Origin of the sequence: Sphingomonas aliaeris (genome assembly GCF_016743815.1) — a bacterium.
In the GTDB taxonomy this organism is placed as follows: domain Bacteria; phylum Pseudomonadota; class Alphaproteobacteria; order Sphingomonadales; family Sphingomonadaceae; genus Sphingomonas; species Sphingomonas aliaeris.
Map to the genome: position 1 here is coordinate 1,990,604 of NZ_CP061035.1, position 16,793 is coordinate 2,007,396.

Here is a 16,793-nt window from a genome sequence, read left to right on the forward strand (position 1 = left end):
ATCAGGCCGCCTTCTCCCAGCGGCCTGCTTCATTCTGTTTCCAATAGTTGCGTGTCACGCCGTTGCGATCGGCCAGCGCCTTCCACGCGGCGCGCGCCTCCGAAATCCGGTCCGCGTCGAAGAAATGAAACGCGCGGTCGAACGCCAAAGCCTCATCGCGCCAGACGCCGTCCACCAGCGCAACGTTGCGCGCCTCGTTCGTCGCGATCGTCGTCCCGCTCAACAGGATGGGCTGATTCGCGTCCGTTTCCGCGCCGGCTTCGGCGTGCGGCAGGAAGCTTTCGGGGCTGTAGCTCCATAACAGTCGGTCGATCGCCTGCCGCTGCGTCGCGCTCTCCGCGACGATCAGCAGGCGTCCTCCGTTTGCCAGAACCTTCTCGGCAATCTGTGGCAAGGCGCGGTCGATCGGCGTCGCGGTGAGGTGGTAGAAATCGACCTGCATGTGTTTCTGCCCCCCTTTCGGTCGTCATCCCCGCATAGGCGGCGATCCATAATCACCAACGCATCCGCTGATCACGGCCGGCAGCCACTATGGATTCTCGCCTTCGCGGGGATGACGGCGCAGTGACGATATCCGACCCCGCTCAGCCCTGGAAATTGTCCCCCACGAACCGGTCGAGCAAACGCACGCCGTAGCCAGTTGCGCCCTTGTCGTAGTTCGGGCCCGGCTTGTCCGACCAGACCATGCCGGCGATATCGAGATGCGCCCACTTCACGCCTGCATCCACGAAGCGCTGGATGAACTGCGCCGCGGTGATCGACCCCGCGCCGCGCGGGCCGACATTCTTCATGTCGGCGATCGGGCTGTCGATCAACTTGTCGTAGGTCGGCGACAGCGGGAAGCGCCACAATTTGTCGCCAGTAGCGAGGCCCGCCTTGAGCAATTGATCGGCCAACGCATCGTCGTTCGCGAACAGCCCACCATTTTCGTTGCCCAACGCGACGATCATCGCGCCCGTCAGCGTCGCCAGATCGACGATCGTCTTCGGGCGATGCGTCCGCTGCACCCAGGTGACACAGTCGCACAATACCAGCCGCCCTTCGGCATCGGTGTTGAGCACTTCGATCGTCTGCCCCGACATGCTGGTCAGCACGTCGCCCGGCCGGATCGCGTTCCCGTCAGGCATGTTTTCCACGAGGCCGCACACGCCGATCACGTTCGCCTTCGCCTTGCGTCCAGCCAGCGCCTTCATCGCGCCGACGACCGCACCCGCGCCGCCCATATCCCACTTCATGTCTTCCATACCCGCGCCGGGCTTGATCGAGATGCCGCCAGTGTCGAACGTCACGCCCTTGCCGACGAAAGCCAGGTCGGGATCGCCCGCACCCTTCCCGCTCCATTTCAGCGCGAGCAATTGCGCGTTCTTCACCGAACCCTGGCTGACACCCATCAGCGCGCCCATGCCGAGTTCGAGCATTTCGGGCTCGCCCAATACGGTGACCTCGAGGCCGAGGCCTTCGACTTCCTTCAGAACCTTAGCGACGAAGCTTTCCGGATAGATGACGTTTGGCGGCTCGGCCACCAACGTGCGGGTCAATTCCATGCCCTCCGTGATCGCTTTCTGCTCGGCCCATGCCGCGTCGGTTCCGTCAGGAACGCCCGCCAACGTGATCGTGGTCAGAGTCGGCTTCGCCTTTTCGGACAGCTTCGTGCGATACACGTCATGCCGCCAGCCACGCTGCGCGGCTGCGCCGGCGAAGCGTGCCGCCGCCTTCGCGCTGGCACCGGTCCCGCCGAAATCGACCGTTACCGCGTCTGCGCCCGAGGTCAGCAGCTTGGCCGTCAGCGCGCCGCCCGCCCGCTCGTAATCCGCATCGCCGCCCGCACCTACACCGAGCAGCAGGACGCGACGCACCCCGTCGCCCGATGCGACGAACGCCTCGACCACAGCGCCGGCTTCTCCTTCGAACCGACTGCCCTTCGCCGCCCCGGTGAGCACCTGCTTTGCCGCGGTATCCAGATCGCCGAACATCGCGCGGTCCAGCGCATCCTTCTCGATCGGCAGCGCGAGCGCGGTACCGGAATCGGTAGGCGCGTTGGAAAGAACGATATGCATAGAGATCCTCGGGCTTTGGTAAATCGTCGTTGAGTCGCATCCTCTAGACCCGCATCCCGGCGCTGGCAAAGAAAGCGGCGATTGCGGCGCGGGGCCGCTGGTGCGATAGGGCGGGCAATCGCGCGTCATTCCGGCGCGTCTGGGGGTGTGTTTTCCCGACGTGAAGCGTTCCTTCCTGCTCTCGACCTGCGCCCAGACGCTTGCCCTGTCCGCCTTGCTGCTGCTGTCCGCGGAGGCGCATGCGCAGGATCTGCAAACGCCTGCGACGCCTCCACCCTCTGCCGTGGACCTTCCTGCCGCGACCGAGGATCAGGTCGCGTTCAGTGCGGCTGCGCTGGAATACGATACCAACTCCGAGGTCGTGACGGCGACCGGCGACGTCCGTATGGCGCGGAGCGGCGACAAGCTTCGTGCCGACAAGGTGGTGTGGAACCGTACGACCGGGAAGGTCGTCGCGACCGGAAGCATCGCGATTACCAATCCCGGCGGCGACATCGCCTATGGCGATCTCGATCGAACTGACCGATTCGCTGAAGGACGGGATGGTCGACAACATGCTCGTCGTGCTGGAACGCGGCGGTCGCCTTGCCGCGCGCAAGGGCACGCGGTTTCCGGACGAGAAGATCGAACTGGAGGATGCGGCCTATACGCCGTGTGCCGTCACCACGTCCAAGGGATGCCCGAAGGAACCGTCGTGGAAGATCACCGCCGTTCGCGTGACGTATCGTCCCGACAAGGAGCGGATCTACTACAAGGGCGCACAGATCAACCTGTTCGGCCTGCCGACGATACCGCTCCCGGCTTTTTCTCACCCGGTCGGCGGGAACAGCGATAGTGGGCTGTTATCGCCCGATTTCCGGTACAGCCGCACCAATGGTCTGGAATATGCCCAGCCTTACTATTTCCGTCTGGCACCCAATCGCGGGCTGACGCTGACGCCGCGCGTGTTCACCAACGCCCTGCCGCTGTTGAAGGCGGATTATGCCGCACTGGATACGAAGGGTGCGTTCCGGGTGATCGGCTACGGCACCTATAGCCGCCGCAGCGACGATCTCGATACGTTCAACCCGACCGACACCACTGTCGCGTTTCGCGGTTATCTCGACGGCGTCGCGCGCTATCAGTTCGATCCGAACTGGAGCGCGAGCGCGTCGATTCGCCTCGCCAGCGACCGCACGTTCCTGCGCCGCTATGACATTTCGTACGACGATCGTTTGCGATCGACCGCGCGGCTGGAGCGGATCGATGCCAAAAGCTATTTTGGGATTACCGGCTGGGCCGTGCAGACGGTGCGCGTCAACGATCGCCAAGGTTTGCAGCCGGTTGCGTTTCCGGAGATCGACTATCGCCGCCGGATGAACGACGGCCTGCTGGGCGGGACGCTGTCGCTACAGGCCAATACGCTGGCGCTGACCCGCAGCGACGGGCAGGATACGCAGCGCGGCTTCGTCAGCGCTCGCTGGGATCTGCGCAAGCTGACACGCTGGGGGCAGGAGGTCACGTTCACCGCATTCGGTCGCGGCGACGTCTATCATGCCAGCGATACGCTCGCGACGGCGGTGATACCGTATCGCGGCAAGGAAGGCTGGCAGAGCCGTGCGATCGGGGCGGTGGCGGTCGACGTCAAATGGCCGCTGATCGGGCAGTTCCTCGGCGGCATGCAGCGCATCACGCCGCGCGTGCAGATGGTGGCATCGCCGCACCTGAAGAACTTCGACATCCCGAACGAGGATGCGCGCGCGGTCGATCTCGAGGATTCCAACCTGTTCGCGCTCAATCGCTTTCCCGGGTACGACCGGATCGACGACGGGACGCGGTTCACGTACGGCCTGGATTATGCGCTCGACCTGCCGGGCGTCGCGATCAGCACGAATATCGGCCAGAGCTACCGGCTGGGTACGCGTAGCGACATCTTCCCGAATGGTACCGGGCTGGACGATCGCTTCTCCGATTATGTCGGCCGCACCGAAGTCCGGTTTCGCGACCTCGTCTCCGTCACGCATCGCTACCGGCTGGACAAGGACAATTTCGCGGTGCGCCGCAACGAGCTGGATGCGACGATCGGATCGCGCAGCACCTATCTTCTGCTCGGATATATCCGCCTCAACCGAAACATCAGCCTGACCGAGGATCTGCAGGATCGTGAAGAAGTCCGCGTCGCTGGACGTGTGCAGTTCGCCCGCTTCTGGTCGGTGTTCGGCTCCTCGCTGATCGATCTCACGGATCGGGAGGAGGATCCGCTCTCTGTCTCCGATGGTTTCACGCCGCTCCGTCACCGGCTGGGTGTCGCTTATGAAGACGACTGCCTCCGTCTGGGCATGACGTGGAAGCATGATTACCAGACGACCGGCGACGCGCGCGCCGGTAATGGCTTCCTCTTGTCGCTGGCGTTCAAGAATCTTGGACGCTAAGCTTGGGTTCACCTGAACTGTCCGATGTGAATACCGCCGGTGACGCCGCTGATTGGGTTCGGCCGCACGATATGGGATTTTTGAACACGTGATGATTTCTGTGACGAAGGCGGTGAAGTCCGGCCGTGCGGTGGCTATGCTCGCGGCGATTTCGGTGACCTGCACGCCGGTCGCCGGCATTTCCCAGACGGTGCCCGATGCGTCGGTGCCGGACGTCGGACTGAACATCCCCGACAACCTGCAGGTTTACGGCAAGCTGGATCCCAACATCCGCAAGCCGACCGCGATCGTGAACGAAACCGTCATTACGGGCACCGATGTCGACCAGCGGCTGGCTTTGGCCGTTGCGATCAACGGCTGGAAACTGAATGCCGAAGACACCGCGCGGTTGCGCACGCAGACGCTGAACCAGATCATCGACGAAACGCTGCAGATCCAGGAAGCGAAGGCGAGCGACGTCACGATCAAGCCCGAAGAACTGAACCAGAGCTTCACGGGCGTGGCGAAGAACTTCAAGATGACGCCGGACAAGATGCGGACGTACCTTCGACAGGTCGGTTCTTCCGAACGCTCGCTGAAGAAGCAGATCGAGGGCGAACTCGCGTGGCAGCGGTATTTGCGCCGCAAGGTCGAACCGACCGTGAATGTCAGCGAAGAAGAGGTGAAGGGCATCCTGAAGCGGCTTCAGGAATCCAAAGGCACCGACGAGTATCACGTCAACGAAATCTACATCAGCGCCGCCCCCGACCGTGCGCAACAGGTCGCGGAAAGCATCCGGCAGATGATCGAAAAGATCCAGAAGGGCGAGGCGCCGTTCGGCTATTTCGCGCGCACCTTCTCGGAAGCGACGACGAAGAGCGTGGACGGCGATCTTGGCTGGGTTCGCGCATCGCAATTGCCCGATGAACTCGCCCGCGCCGCCGAGACGATGCAGGTGGGCCAGATTGCCGGGCCGATCCCGGTCGCCGGAGGCTTCTCGGTCATTTACATGGTCGACAAACGTCAGGTGCTGACCGCGGACCCGCGCGACGCTCGCCTGGCGCTGAAGCAGATCACCGTTCGTTTCCCCGCCGGCACGACGCAGGCGCAGGCGACCCAGCGCGTTGCCGCCTTTGCCGAGGCGACCAAGTCGCTCCGTGGGTGCGGCGACGTGGCGCAGGTCGCGTCGACGATCGGCGGCGACGTGGTGGATAGCGACAGTGCGACGATCCGCGATCTTCCGCCGGCGTTGCAGGAGATCATGCTGAAGCTCGCGGTCGGCCAGTCGACGCCGCCGTTCGGGTCTGCGCAGGACGGCGTTCGCGCGCTGGTGCTATGCGGCAAGGAAGAACCGCGCGGTGGGGACCTTCCGGACGCAAGCCGCTTGCAGGGGCAGATGGAGCAGCAGCGCGTAAACTTGCGCGCCCAGCAATTGCTGCGCGATCTGCGCCGCGATGCGATCGTCGAATATCGCTGAGGACCGGCCCGAAATGGCTGCACGCTTCGTCGCGCCGCTGGCCGTCTCGATGGGCGATCCGGCTGGCATCGGGCCGGAAATCATCGCCAAGGCCTGGGCCGAGCGCGGCGCGAACGACCTGCCACCGTTCTTCGCGGTCGGGGACGCGCGCGCTGTCGCGGCGGTATGGGACGGCCCGGTCGTCCCGATCCTCGACCCTGCCGAGGCGAACGACGCATTTGCGCGCGGCCTTCCCGTGCTGGGCGTCGATGACGGCGGACATATTTCGCCCGGCTATCCGGACGTAGACGGCGCCCGATGCGCGCTGCATTCGCTTGAGGTCGCCGCCGGTCTCGCGCGGTCCGACGCGGCAAGCGCGCTCGTCACCGGGCCGGTGTCCAAGGCGCAACTCTACCAAATCGGCTTCTCCTATCCCGGCCAGACCGAATTCGTCGCCGAACGCTGCGGCGTATCGCGAGAGAATGCGGTAATGATGCTGGCCGGTCCGTCGCTGCGGGTCGTGCCGATCACGACGCATGTCGCGCTCGATCTGGTCTCGTCCATGCTGTCGATCGACCTGATCGTGGCAAAGGGCCGTGCCACGGCCCGTGGGTTGCAGAAGAACTTCGGTATCGAGCGCCCCCGTCTCGCTTTTGCCGGGTTCAACCCGCACGCCGGCGAAGGCGGCGCGATCGGACGCGAGGAGATCGACTGCATCATCCCCGCGATCGCGCAATTGCGGGACGAAGGCATAGACGCATCCGGCCCGTTTGCCGCCGACACGATGTTCCATGCCCGCGCTCGCAGCCAATATGATGCGGCCGTTTGCTGCTATCACGATCAGGCGCTGATCCCGTTGAAGACGCTGCATTTCGACGAAGGCGTCAACTTCACCCTGGGCTTGCCGATCGTCCGCACATCGCCCGATCACGGCACCGCATTCGGTATTGCGGGCAAGAACGTTGCGCATCCCGGCGCGATGATCGCCGCGATCCGCATGGCCGGGGACGCCACCGAGCGCCGCGCCGCGCGACTATTGTGAGCGACACCGCCCCCCTGCCCCAGTTGCCGGCGTTGCGGGACGTCATCGCGCGTCACGGCCTCAACGCCAGCAAGGCGCTGGGGCAGAACTTCCTGCTCGATGGGCAGTTGCTCGCGCGGATCGCGCGCATCCCCGGCGACCTGAAGGATGCAGACGTGTTCGAGGTCGGCCCCGGCCCCGGCGGCCTTACCCGCGCGCTGCTTCAGGCCGGCGCCCGTGTCACCGCGGTCGAGCGCGATCGCCGCTGCATCCCGGCGCTTGTCGAACTTAGTGACGCCTTTCCCGGGAAGCTTCGCGTGATCGAGGACGACGCGATGGAGATCGACGCGCCCGCCCTGTTTGTGGGCAAACCGCACATCGCTTCAAACCTGCCGTATAATATCGGCACCGCCCTACTCGTCCGCTGGCTGTCCACAGACTGGTCGCCTTGGTGGCAGAGCCTGACGCTAATGTTCCAGAAGGAGGTCGCCGATCGGATCGTGGCGAATACCGGCGACGATGCCTATGGGCGCCTCGCGGTGCTGGCGCAGTGGCGATCGACCGCGAAGCTCGCCATGCCGGTTCACCGTTCGGCCTTCACCCCGCCGCCCAAGGTCATGTCGGCGGTCGTGCACATCACGCCGGATGGAGCACCCGAGGGTGTGAAGTTCGCGGTTCTGGAACGATTGACGGCGGCGGCATTCGGTCAGCGCCGCAAGATGCTTCGCCAGAGCGTGAAGGGCCTGCCCGGTGCGCTGGAGGCGTTGGAAGCCGTAGGGATCGAGGCGACGCGACGTGCGGAGACGGTCAGCGTCGCGGAGTTCGTCGAGGTTGCGCGAGTGATGAGCCGGTAGGGACGCGCTCAAATAGCGCGCGCGGGATAATATGTTCGTGCTGAGCTTATCGAAGCAACTGTCCCCGGGGCACGCTCTTCGACAAGCTTGTCTGTCTGGAATGGTGTAATCGGCAAGGTGCCTGAGCCGGGTGGCCACCCGGCTCAGGCGGCGGATGTGAGGCCGTTCGACAAGCCGGTCGACAAAGACCGTTCCTGAGCAGGGCCACATCCGTCTTCCCAAACCCCGGACAGTTGCCTGGGGCCGTGCTTACGGACCCCGCATGACAAGCTTGGGAGACCGGATCATGTCACACTCCGACCTCTTTGTCGGCATCGATGTTGCCAAGGACGAACTCGTTATCCACGCTCATCCGGCAGGAATGCTCTGGCGGGTACCCAATACCAAGACCGGCATTGCCGCACTCGGCCGCAAGCTTGTCCGGCTTGCCGGTACGGCGTGCCTGCGGATCGGCTTCGAGGCATCGGGCGGTTACGAGCGCAAGCTCGCCATCCTGCTCGATCGGATGGACGTTACAGCCTATCTCCTCGATCCGGCACGCGTGCGCAGTTTCGCCCGTGCCGAGCGACAACTCGCGAAAACCGACCCACTCGATGCGGCCGTCATCGCGCGGTGTCTGGCAGCACTGCATCCCGAACTGACGCCCTATGTCCATGATCCCGAGGCCGTGAGGCTGGCCGAGCATGTCCGCATGCGCGATCTTGCCGTCGCCCAGGCGGTCCAGTTCGGCAATCAGTTGGAGAGCATCGCCGATCCCGCCATGCGCCGCCTCGTCGTCGCGCAGGTCGCACGGCTCAAGGCCCTGGTTCTGCGCATCGAAAAAGCCATTGCCAGCGTCATCGCCGCCTCGCCCGATCTGGCCGCTCGCGAAGCCCTGCTCCGCACAGCACCCGGCGTCGGGCCGGTCGTTGCCGCATGCCTGCTGGCACGCATGCCAGAACTCGGACGCCTCTCCAGTCGACAGGTCGCAGCGCTTGCTGGCCTCGCCCCCTTCGATCGCCAAAGCGGCAAGACCAGCCGGCCGGGGCGATGCTCGGGCGGCAGGCCCAGCATCAGGCGTTGTCTCTATCTGGCCGCGCTCAGCATCGCGCGCTCGGGCAAGGGGCAACTCGCCGCTACCACCAACCGCCTGCGAGAGGCCGGCAAACCCTTCAAGCTTGCCATCGTCGCCACAATGCGAAAACTGCTCGTAACCCTCAACGCGATGGTCAAAAACAATACCGAATATCGCACCGCGTGAACACAGTTGCTCAGGACGAACGGGGGATCGGGGTAAGATGCCAAAGAAGCGCGCCGGTGCGTGTCGCGCGCTTACGCCCGAAGTCACGCTGTGCAAAACCGGCACCGCCCGCCCGGCATCAGGGCTTTCCGGTCACCGGCTTATCCGGGATCTTCCCCGGCACGACGGTTGTGGCCGCCGTCTGCACCGGCGGGCCCTTGGTTATAGCGGCAGCCAGCGCGGTGCCCTCGGGACATGCCGCCTTGCCGCACAGCGTCCGGATCTTGCCGAGATTGGCCTTGGCCTGCATGACCGCGCCCTTCATCACCAGTGCCTCGCCCTGACCTTTCAGCGCAAGCCGGTCGTTCGGTTCCAGCAGCAATGCCTCACGGTACAGGCGGATCGCCTTGCCCGGCAGGCCGCGCGCCTGCGCCACGTCGCCCAACGTCACGAAGCCGGCCCGATTGCGCGGATCGACCGCGAGCGCGGTTTCGATCAGGTCGGTCGCGCCGTCCAGATTACCGGCGGCCTGCGCTGCACGCCCCTGCGCCAGCAGCGCCAGCGACCGCGGATCGATCTGCTCGTCCGCGCGCTGACCGTGCAATGATGTCGACATCGTCAGCAACGTAAGCCCGACGGCAGCGGCGACGGAAGAATAACGCATGATGCTCTCCAGCCCAGATATTCCGAGTTTACCCACGATGGCGCCGGGCTAGCACGCGCGCCGAAGGCGTGCGACAAAAAATCCGTCGGTCGCGTCATGTGCGGGAGTCAATCGCACGCCCGGGCCATGCGGCCGGCCGGCGGGCAATGCCAGCGTGTCGATGGTCCAACCGGCATTGGCTGCAAGGAACGCAGAGACCTGACCCGCCCCTTCCTCGTCCAGCAGCGAGCAGACGATATAGACCAGTGTTCCGCCCGGCTTCACCAGCGCGGCGGCTACGGTCATCACCTCGGACTGGACCCGTACCAAACGTGCGATCCGGTCCGGCGTCAGTCTCCAGCGTGCTTCCGGGTTGCGCCGCCACGTGCCCGTTCCTGAGCAGGGCGCATCGACCAGCACGCAATCCGCGCTGTCGGCCCAATCCTCCAGCGCTTCCATCTCGCGACCGGGATTGAGCAACCGGGTCTCGATGATCGTTGCGCCGGCTCGTTCTGCGCGCGGCGTGAGCCGCGACAGCCGCGCGCGATCGGTGTCGGTCGCCAGCAGCACGCCCTGGTTTCCCATCGCCGCGGCGAGCGCCAGCGTCTTGCCACCCGCGCCGGCACACAGATCGACGACGCGCTGGCCTGCCGACGCCTCCGCCGCGGTCGCGACGATCTGGCTGCCCGCGTCCTGAACTTCCAACGCGCCCTCGCGAAAGGCTTCGAGCGCCTCGACATTCGTGCCCGATGGCAAACGCCATGCGCCATCGACAGCCGTAATTTCCTGCGCGCCCTCGATCGGAGCCGGTGCGGGCTTCAGCCGGTTGATGCGGATATCCAACGGCGCCCGGTCGATCAGGGCGGGCAATTCTTCCGCCGCGATCCCGGATGCGAGCAGCTTTTTCACGATCCACGCAGGGGCGACGCCGCGCACGGCGGCTTTTTCATCCGCCCCGATCGCCGCCGGTGCGTGCGCCGAACCGTCGAACAGAGCGCGCATCTCCGCATCGCCTTCCGCGAGTGCGAGCATCGCCGCCCGGCCGCTCTCGGGCCGCTCGCCGAGCATTCGGATCGCGGCGTAGACAAGTTCGCGCACCGCGCGCCGATCCTTGCTGCCGGCATAGCGGCGCTGGCCGAAATATTTCGCGATGATCGTATCTGCCGCTGCTCCGGAGTCCCGCGCGGCGGCGGTGATCGCGTCGAGCAAGTCGATCGCGGCCTGGATACGGGCGGAGGGTGTCATTCTTCCCCCCTCCCGCTTGCGGGAGGGGTCGGGGAGGGCTCGCTATATCGGAAGGTGTGTTCATGGCCCTCCCCTAGCCCAGTTCCAGGTGAACGACACCCCGTGTCGTTCAGGTCATGCCGGGGGCATGACCGACCTGGAACTCGCAAGCGGGAGGGGGAATTATCTTGTAGTAGTCCCTCCCTTTCAGGGAGGGGAGAAACCCTCACCGCGTCGGGTAGTTCGGCGCCTCGCGCGTGATCGTGACGTCGTGCACATGGCTTTCCATCAGCCCGGCGCCGGTGATCTGCACGAAGCGCGCGCGCTGTTGCAAATCGGGGATCGTCGCCGCACCGGTATAGCCCATCGCGGCCTTCACGCCGCCGACCAGCTGGTGAATGACGTCCTTGGCCGGCCCCTTGAACGCCACCTGTCCCTCGATCCCTTCTGGAACAAGCTTCAACTGATCCTTGATATCGCCCTGGAAATAGCGATCGGCCGAGCCGCGGCCCATTGCACCAACCGAGCCCATGCCGCGATACGATTTATACGCGCGGCCCTGATACAGGAATGTCTCGCCAGGCGCTTCCTCGGTGCCCGCCAGCAAGGATCCGATCATCACGCTGGATGCCCCGCCGGCCAGCGCCTTGGCGATATCGCCCGACGTGCGGATGCCGCCATCCGCGATCACCGGTACGCCGTGCTTGTGGCCTTCTTCCGCACAATCCATGACTGCGGTCAGTTGAGGCACGCCAACACCCGCAACGACGCGCGTGGTGCAGATCGATCCCGGCCCGATCCCGACCTTGATCCCGTCCGCTCCCGCATCGATCAGCGCGCGCGCCGCCTCTGCCGTCGCGACGTTTCCGGCGATCACCTGCACGGAATTGCTCAACTTCTTGACGCGCTCGACCGCGCGCGCAACGTCGCGATTGTGGCCGTGTGCGGTGTCGATCACGACCAAGTCGAGATCGGCGTCGACCAGGGCCTCGGTCCGTTCGAACCCCTTGTCGCCGACGGTGGTCGCCGCCGCGACGCGCAGGCGGCCGGCCGCATCCTTCGTCGCGTTCGGATAATTGACCGCCTTTTCCATGTCCTTGACGGTGATAAGTCCGACGCAGCGGTAGCTTTCGTCGACCACCAGCAGCTTCTCGATCCGGCGCTGATGCAGCAATCGCCGCGCCTCGTCCTGACCGACGCCGGTGGATACCGTCGCGAGGTTCTCATGCGTCATCAGTTCCGCCACCGGCTGCAACGGATTGCCCGCGAAGCGCACGTCGCGATTGGTAAGAATGCCGACAAGCTTGCCGTCCTGCTCCACGACCGGGATGCCGCTGATCCGGTTGCGCGTCATCAGCGCCTGCGCCTCGGCGAGTGTCGCAGTCGGTGCGATGGTGATCGGATTGACGACCATCCCGCTTTCGAAGCGCTTGACCTGGCGAACCGCGGCGACCTGTTCGTCGATGTCCATGTTGCGGTGGAGCACGCCAATCCCGCCCAATTGCGCCATCACGATCGCCATGTCGGCTTCGGTCACCGTGTCCATCGCCGAGGACAGGATCGGGATGTCCAGCTTTATCCCGCGCGTCAGTTGCGTGCGGGTGTCCGCCATACTCGGCACGATATCGGACTCCGCCGGATACAGCAGCACGTCGTCGAAGGTGAGACCGAGGCGGATGTCCATGAAGAGCCAGTTCCAGTGCGGGGGAAGGGAATCGTGGCGTGCCATGTAACCAAAGGGGGCGTCCGGCGCTAGGGTGCGCGGCGCGGCGGCCCGACGGAGTTCGGAAGCGTAGTGGGTAGCGGGGCAGGCCACCGATGGAACGCCGCAATGGCCCCCATCGGTGGCCTCGCCATTACGCCGGTTGCGCGGCTTTGGAGCCGGGGGCAGCCTGCCGGACGCCTTCGTCGACATGGTCGGCGAACTGCGCGAAATTCTCTACGAACAGATCGACAAGCTTTGCCGCGGTCGCATCATATTCCGCCTTGTTCGCCCAGGTTTCACGCGGATCCAGGATGGCGCTATCGACGCCCGGGACGCTGACCGGCACCTTGAACCCGAAGTTCGGATCCGTGCGGAATTCGGCGTCGTTGAGCGACCCGTCGAGCGCGGCATTCAGCAAGGCGCGGGTGGCCTTGATTGGCATGCGGCTGCCGACGCCGTACTTCCCGCCGGTCCAACCGGTATTGACCAGCCAGCAATCGACACCGCCCTTGGCGATCCGGCTTTTCAGCAGATTGCCGTAGATCGATGGGTGACGCGGCATGAACGGCGCGCCGAAGCAGGTAGAAAAGGTCGCATCCGGTTCGGTCACGCCGATCTCCGTCCCCGCGACGCGCGCGGTATAGCCCGACAGGAAGTGGTACATCGCCTGGTCGGGCGTCAGTTTCGAGATCGGGGGCAGGATGCCGTAGGCGTCGGCCGTCAGCATGACGATGTTACGCGGCACCGGCCCCATATTGTCGTCGGACGCATTCGGAATGAAGTCGATCGGATAGGCACCCCGGCTGTTCTCCGCCAAACTGTTATCCTCGAGGTCGAGAGCGCGAGTGACCGGGTCCATCACGACGTTTTCCAGCACGGTGCCGAAGCGCTTCGTGGTGGCGAAGATCTCAGGTTCGGCGTCGGCGGACAGGCGGATCATCTTGGCGTAGCAACCGCCTTCAAAGTTGAAAACGGCGGTGTCGGACCAGCCATGTTCGTCGTCACCGATCAGCGTGCGACTGGCATCGGCGCTGAGCGTCGTCTTGCCCGTGCCCGACAGGCCGAAGAATACTGCAGTATCTCCGTTCGGGCCGATATTGGCGGAACAGTGCATCGGCATAACGCCATCGACCGGCAGCAGATAGTTGAGCAGGCCGAAGACGCTCTTTTTCATCTCGCCGGCATATTTCGTCCCGCCGATCAGTATCAGCTTTTCCGTGAAGTTGACTGCGATGACCGTCTCGCTGCGGCATCCGTGCTTCTCGGGGTCCGCGCGGAAGCTCGGCAGATCGATGATCGTATATTCGGCCTCGAAGCCGCGCAGTTCGGACTCCTTCGGGCGAACCAGCATCGTGCGGATGAACAGGTTGTGCCAGGCTAGTTCGGTGACGACACGGACACGAACGCGGTTCTCGGGCTGCGACCCGCCGAACAGGTCCTGTATGTACAGGTCCTCCTTATCCTTCAGCTCGGCCATGAAGTCGGCCTTCAGCGCGGCGAAATGCTCCGGGGTCATGCCCTTGTTGCTTTTGCCCCACCATACGACCGATTCGGTCTCGGCATCGCGCACAATGAACTTGTCTTGCGCGCTGCGGCCCGTGTGAGCGCCCGTTTCAACGACCAGCGGACCATCGGCGGACAGCTTCCCCTCGCCCTTTGCGACCGCAGTTTCGATCAATCGCGCCGTCACCAGGTTCCAGTGAAGATTTGCCCGGGTTTCAATGCCCTGGGATTCCAGTCCGGCAGTGGGAATGCGGTCGCTCAACGGAAGTCTCCTAAAATTTCGCCACGGTTATGTCCGTGTGCGTTTAAAGTCGTTGATCTGCGCTTATCGTCACGATCGCCCGCGTGTCCAGAACACATCGCCAAAGGTGCTAAGTGTTGAGCCGTCCGGGGGTTTGGACTAGTTGGGCCATCCCGAGTTTGCAGGACCAATTTGATGACGGCAACGATCGCGCTCGTCGACGACGATCGCAACATCCTGACCTCGGTATCCATAGGCCTGCAGGCCGAGGGGTTCGTCACGCGGGTTTATTCCGATGGCGAGACGGCGTTGAAAGCGCTGATCGAAAACCCGCCGGATCTCGCCATTTTCGATATCAAGATGCCGCGTATGGACGGGCTGGAACTGCTCCGTCGGCTGCGTGAGAAGCAGTCCACCCCAGTCATCTTCCTGACATCCAAGGATGACGAACTGGACGAAGCGCTTGGCCTCGCAATGGGCGCGGACGATTATATCGCCAAACCTTTCAGCCAGCGCCTGCTCGTCGCGCGCATCCGTGCGATCCTGCGTCGTACCGAACTGGCACAATCGGGGTCGGCCGGTGACGCGGAGGTTGCCGCGGGCGAACTCGCGCGCGGGCGTCTGGCGATGGACACGGCGCGACATCGGGTCACTTGGGGCGGCGTGAACGTCACGCTGACCGTCACCGAATTCCTGATCCTGGAAACGCTTGCGCAGCGCCCCGGCATCGTCAAGACGCGCAACCAGTTGATGGACGCTGCCTATCAGGACGACATCTATGTCGACGACCGCACGATCGATAGCCATATCAAGCGCGTGCGACGGAAGTTCAGGCAGATCGATCCGGAATTCGACGCGATCGAAACGCTGTACGGCGCGGGATATCGATTTTCCGAGGAATGACGCCCGCGACGATGAACGATGACAACGAACTGAGCCTGCGCTGGTCCGGGCGCGTTTCGCTGACGCCGCGCATTCTAGCGGTCAACATCTTCGCGCTGGCCCTTTTGGCAGGCGGTTTCTTCTATCTCGATTCCTATCGCAGCCGGATCCTCGACAGCCGGCTGGCGCAGGCTGGTCGCGAAGCGCGACTGATTGCCGAAGCGCTGCGGTCGGTCGAGCCGGAAAGCCGCGACGCGCTCATGCTCCGGCTCTCCAAGGATACGGGTGCGCGGTTGCGGCTATACGACCAGACGGGGAAGCTTTCCGTCGATACGAGAGCCCTCGGGCTTCGGAACATGGTGCTGCGATACCCCGACAAGCAGGGGCGCGGCAAAGCGGCCGCACGCTTCCTCGATGCGATGATCGATACCGTCGTCGGCGCACCGCGTCCTCCGTTGTACCGCGAACGCGCCGACGGGTTTTCGTGGCCGGACGTCCGGGCGGCAAGCAGCGGCAATGTGGTCTCCGCGACCGTCTGGCGGGCGCCGGATCGAACCCCCGTGCTGACGGCCGCCGCGCTCGTTGCCGGACACGGGATCGTCATGACGACCGCGAATGCGACCGATATCACGCAGACGGTACGCGTCGAGCGCTTCAGGCTGAGCGTCGTCCTGCTGATCGTATCCCTGGTCTCCATATTGTTGTCACTATTCCTTGCGCGAACGATCGTCCGCCCGCTGCGCCGGCTGGCCCGCGCGGCGGTTCGCGTACGATTGGGGCGCGCGCGCGAAGTGGTGGTGCCCCGCCTGCCCTCCCGCCGCGACGAGATCGGCATGCTGGCGCGCGCACTCTCCGACATGAGCCTGGGCTTGCGCGCCCGGATCGACGCGACCGAGGCTTTCGCGGCGGATGTCACGCACGAAATGAAGAACCCGCTGGCATCGCTGCGATCCGCAGTGGAGAGCCTGTCGCTGGTCAAGGATTCGACCCTGCAGGCGCAATTGTTGGCGATCGTTCGCGACGATGTGCATCGGCTCGATCGCCTGATCACCGACATATCCGAGGCATCGCGGCTGGACGGCCAGCTCAGTCGCGCGAAGTTCGAGCAGTTGAACATGGACGCGATGATCGCCGGACTACTGGCGCAACGCCAGGCGCGTGGCGTCGAGCGCGGTATCCGGTTGCGCTACGATCACAGCGACGGCGACCGGATGATCGTGATGGGCGAAGGCGCTCGATTGGAGCGTGTGTTCGAAAACCTGCTCGACAATGCCGTCTCCTTCTCGCCCGACGGCGGCGTGATCTCAATCGCCGCCGTCCGCGAAAACGATCTTTTGCGAATTACGGTCGAGGACGAAGGACCCGGCGTACCGGAGGATGCGCGCGAACAGGTGTTCAACCGCTTCCAGTCGCTGCGCCCCGCATCCGAGGAGTTCGGCAAGCATTCCGGTCTTGGTCTCGCGATCGCGAGGACCATCGTGGAAGCGCACCAGGGCGATATCACGATCGAGATCGCGCGAGGATCGGGTCAACGGCGCGCGGTTCGTCGTTCGTTTGCCGCTGGCGGATCGCCGGTGACCGACGTGCCGTTGCAAGAG

General features: G+C 64.5%; 11 protein-coding genes and 2 pseudogenes. 7 read left to right on the plus strand and 6 right to left on the minus strand.

Annotation, left to right across the window (positions count from 1 at the left end; genetic code table 11):
- Position 1 precedes the first annotated feature (1 nt).
- Positions 2-442 (minus strand): DNA polymerase III subunit chi, encoded by a 441-nt coding sequence (locus H5J25_RS09420; RefSeq protein ID WP_202090434.1) that lies wholly within the window; start codon positions 440-442, stop codon positions 2-4.
- Positions 443-584: 142 nt separating this feature from the next.
- Entirely contained in the window at positions 585-2,057 is a 1,473-nt protein-coding gene (locus H5J25_RS09425) for a leucyl aminopeptidase (protein ID WP_202090436.1), read from the minus strand.
- A 160-nt stretch (positions 2,058-2,217) separates the two neighbouring features.
- Between H5J25_RS09425 and H5J25_RS09430 the strand changes: the two are divergent.
- The 5 genes and pseudogenes from H5J25_RS09430 (at position 2,218) to H5J25_RS09450 (ending at position 9,018) form a co-directional block, all read left to right on the plus strand.
- A pseudogene (locus H5J25_RS09430) lies at positions 2,218-4,468 on the plus strand (LPS-assembly protein LptD).
- Between the two features lie 91 nt (positions 4,469-4,559).
- Positions 4,560-5,924, plus strand: coding sequence for a peptidylprolyl isomerase (locus H5J25_RS09435; RefSeq protein WP_202090438.1), 1,365 nt, complete (start codon positions 4,560-4,562; stop codon positions 5,922-5,924).
- Between the two features lie 13 nt (positions 5,925-5,937).
- The gene (pdxA, locus tag H5J25_RS09440; protein WP_225883025.1) at positions 5,938-6,945 is read left to right on the plus strand and encodes a 4-hydroxythreonine-4-phosphate dehydrogenase PdxA; all 1,008 of its coding nucleotides are present in this window, start codon (positions 5,938-5,940) and stop codon (positions 6,943-6,945) included.
- Complete coding sequence (rsmA, locus tag H5J25_RS09445) at positions 6,942-7,778, plus strand: 16S rRNA (adenine(1518)-N(6)/adenine(1519)-N(6))-dimethyltransferase RsmA (RefSeq protein ID WP_404829525.1); 837 nt, start codon at positions 6,942-6,944, stop codon at positions 7,776-7,778. Before pdxA ends, rsmA begins: the two co-directional genes overlap by 4 nt.
- A gap of 286 nt (positions 7,779-8,064) precedes the next feature.
- The gene (locus tag H5J25_RS09450) at positions 8,065-9,018 is read left to right on the plus strand and encodes an IS110 family RNA-guided transposase (protein ID WP_202090443.1); all 954 of its coding nucleotides are present in this window, start codon (positions 8,065-8,067) and stop codon (positions 9,016-9,018) included.
- 118 nt (positions 9,019-9,136) lie between these two features.
- On the opposite strand, the gene H5J25_RS09455 is transcribed toward H5J25_RS09450, so the two are convergent.
- From H5J25_RS09455 to H5J25_RS09470, 4 genes are all read right to left on the minus strand, one after another.
- Positions 9,137-9,661: a hypothetical protein gene (locus tag H5J25_RS09455; RefSeq protein WP_202090445.1), complete on the minus strand. Its 525-nt coding sequence runs from the start codon at positions 9,659-9,661 to the stop codon at positions 9,137-9,139.
- A gap of 48 nt (positions 9,662-9,709) precedes the next feature.
- Positions 9,710-10,885: an RsmB/NOP family class I SAM-dependent RNA methyltransferase gene (locus tag H5J25_RS09460; protein WP_202090446.1), complete on the minus strand. Its 1,176-nt coding sequence runs from the start codon at positions 10,883-10,885 to the stop codon at positions 9,710-9,712.
- A 205-nt stretch (positions 10,886-11,090) separates the two neighbouring features.
- Positions 11,091-12,548, minus strand: a complete 1,458-nt coding sequence (gene guaB, locus H5J25_RS09465) for an IMP dehydrogenase (protein ID WP_202096264.1) — start codon at positions 12,546-12,548, stop codon at positions 11,091-11,093.
- 172 nt (positions 12,549-12,720) lie between these two features.
- Positions 12,721-14,334: a phosphoenolpyruvate carboxykinase gene (locus H5J25_RS09470; protein WP_202090447.1), complete on the minus strand. Its 1,614-nt coding sequence runs from the start codon at positions 14,332-14,334 to the stop codon at positions 12,721-12,723.
- A gap of 174 nt (positions 14,335-14,508) precedes the next feature.
- Between H5J25_RS09470 and H5J25_RS09475 the strand changes: the two genes are divergently transcribed.
- A complete protein-coding gene (locus H5J25_RS09475; protein ID WP_202090448.1) occupies positions 14,509-15,216 on the plus strand; it encodes a response regulator transcription factor in 708 nt (235 codons plus the stop codon).
- Positions 15,213-16,773, plus strand: a pseudogene (locus tag H5J25_RS09480) (stimulus-sensing domain-containing protein). Before H5J25_RS09475 ends, H5J25_RS09480 begins: the two are co-directional and overlap by 4 nt.
- The last annotated feature ends 20 nt before the right edge of the window (positions 16,774-16,793 follow it).

Bases quoted from the DNA above. Each gene is read 5' to 3' on its own strand.
- guaB (WP_202096264.1), bottom strand. From the start codon at position 12,548: ATGGACATCCGCCTCGGTCTCACCTTCGACGACGTGCTGCTGTATCCG.
- H5J25_RS09450 (WP_202090443.1), top strand. From the start codon at position 8,065: ATGTCACACTCCGACCTCTTTGTCGGCATCGATGTTGCCAAGGACGAA.
- H5J25_RS09435 (WP_202090438.1), top strand. From the start codon at position 4,560: ATGATTTCTGTGACGAAGGCGGTGAAGTCCGGCCGTGCGGTGGCTATG.
- H5J25_RS09425 (WP_202090436.1), bottom strand. From the start codon at position 2,057: ATGCATATCGTTCTTTCCAACGCGCCTACCGATTCCGGTACCGCGCTC.
- H5J25_RS09420 (WP_202090434.1), bottom strand. From the start codon at position 442: ATGCAGGTCGATTTCTACCACCTCACCGCGACGCCGATCGACCGCGCC.
- H5J25_RS09455 (WP_202090445.1), bottom strand. From the start codon at position 9,661: ATGCGTTATTCTTCCGTCGCCGCTGCCGTCGGGCTTACGTTGCTGACG.
- pdxA (WP_225883025.1), top strand. From the start codon at position 5,938: ATGGCTGCACGCTTCGTCGCGCCGCTGGCCGTCTCGATGGGCGATCCG.
- H5J25_RS09475 (WP_202090448.1), top strand. From the start codon at position 14,509: ATGACGGCAACGATCGCGCTCGTCGACGACGATCGCAACATCCTGACC.
- H5J25_RS09460 (WP_202090446.1), bottom strand. From the start codon at position 10,885: ATGACACCCTCCGCCCGTATCCAGGCCGCGATCGACTTGCTCGACGCG.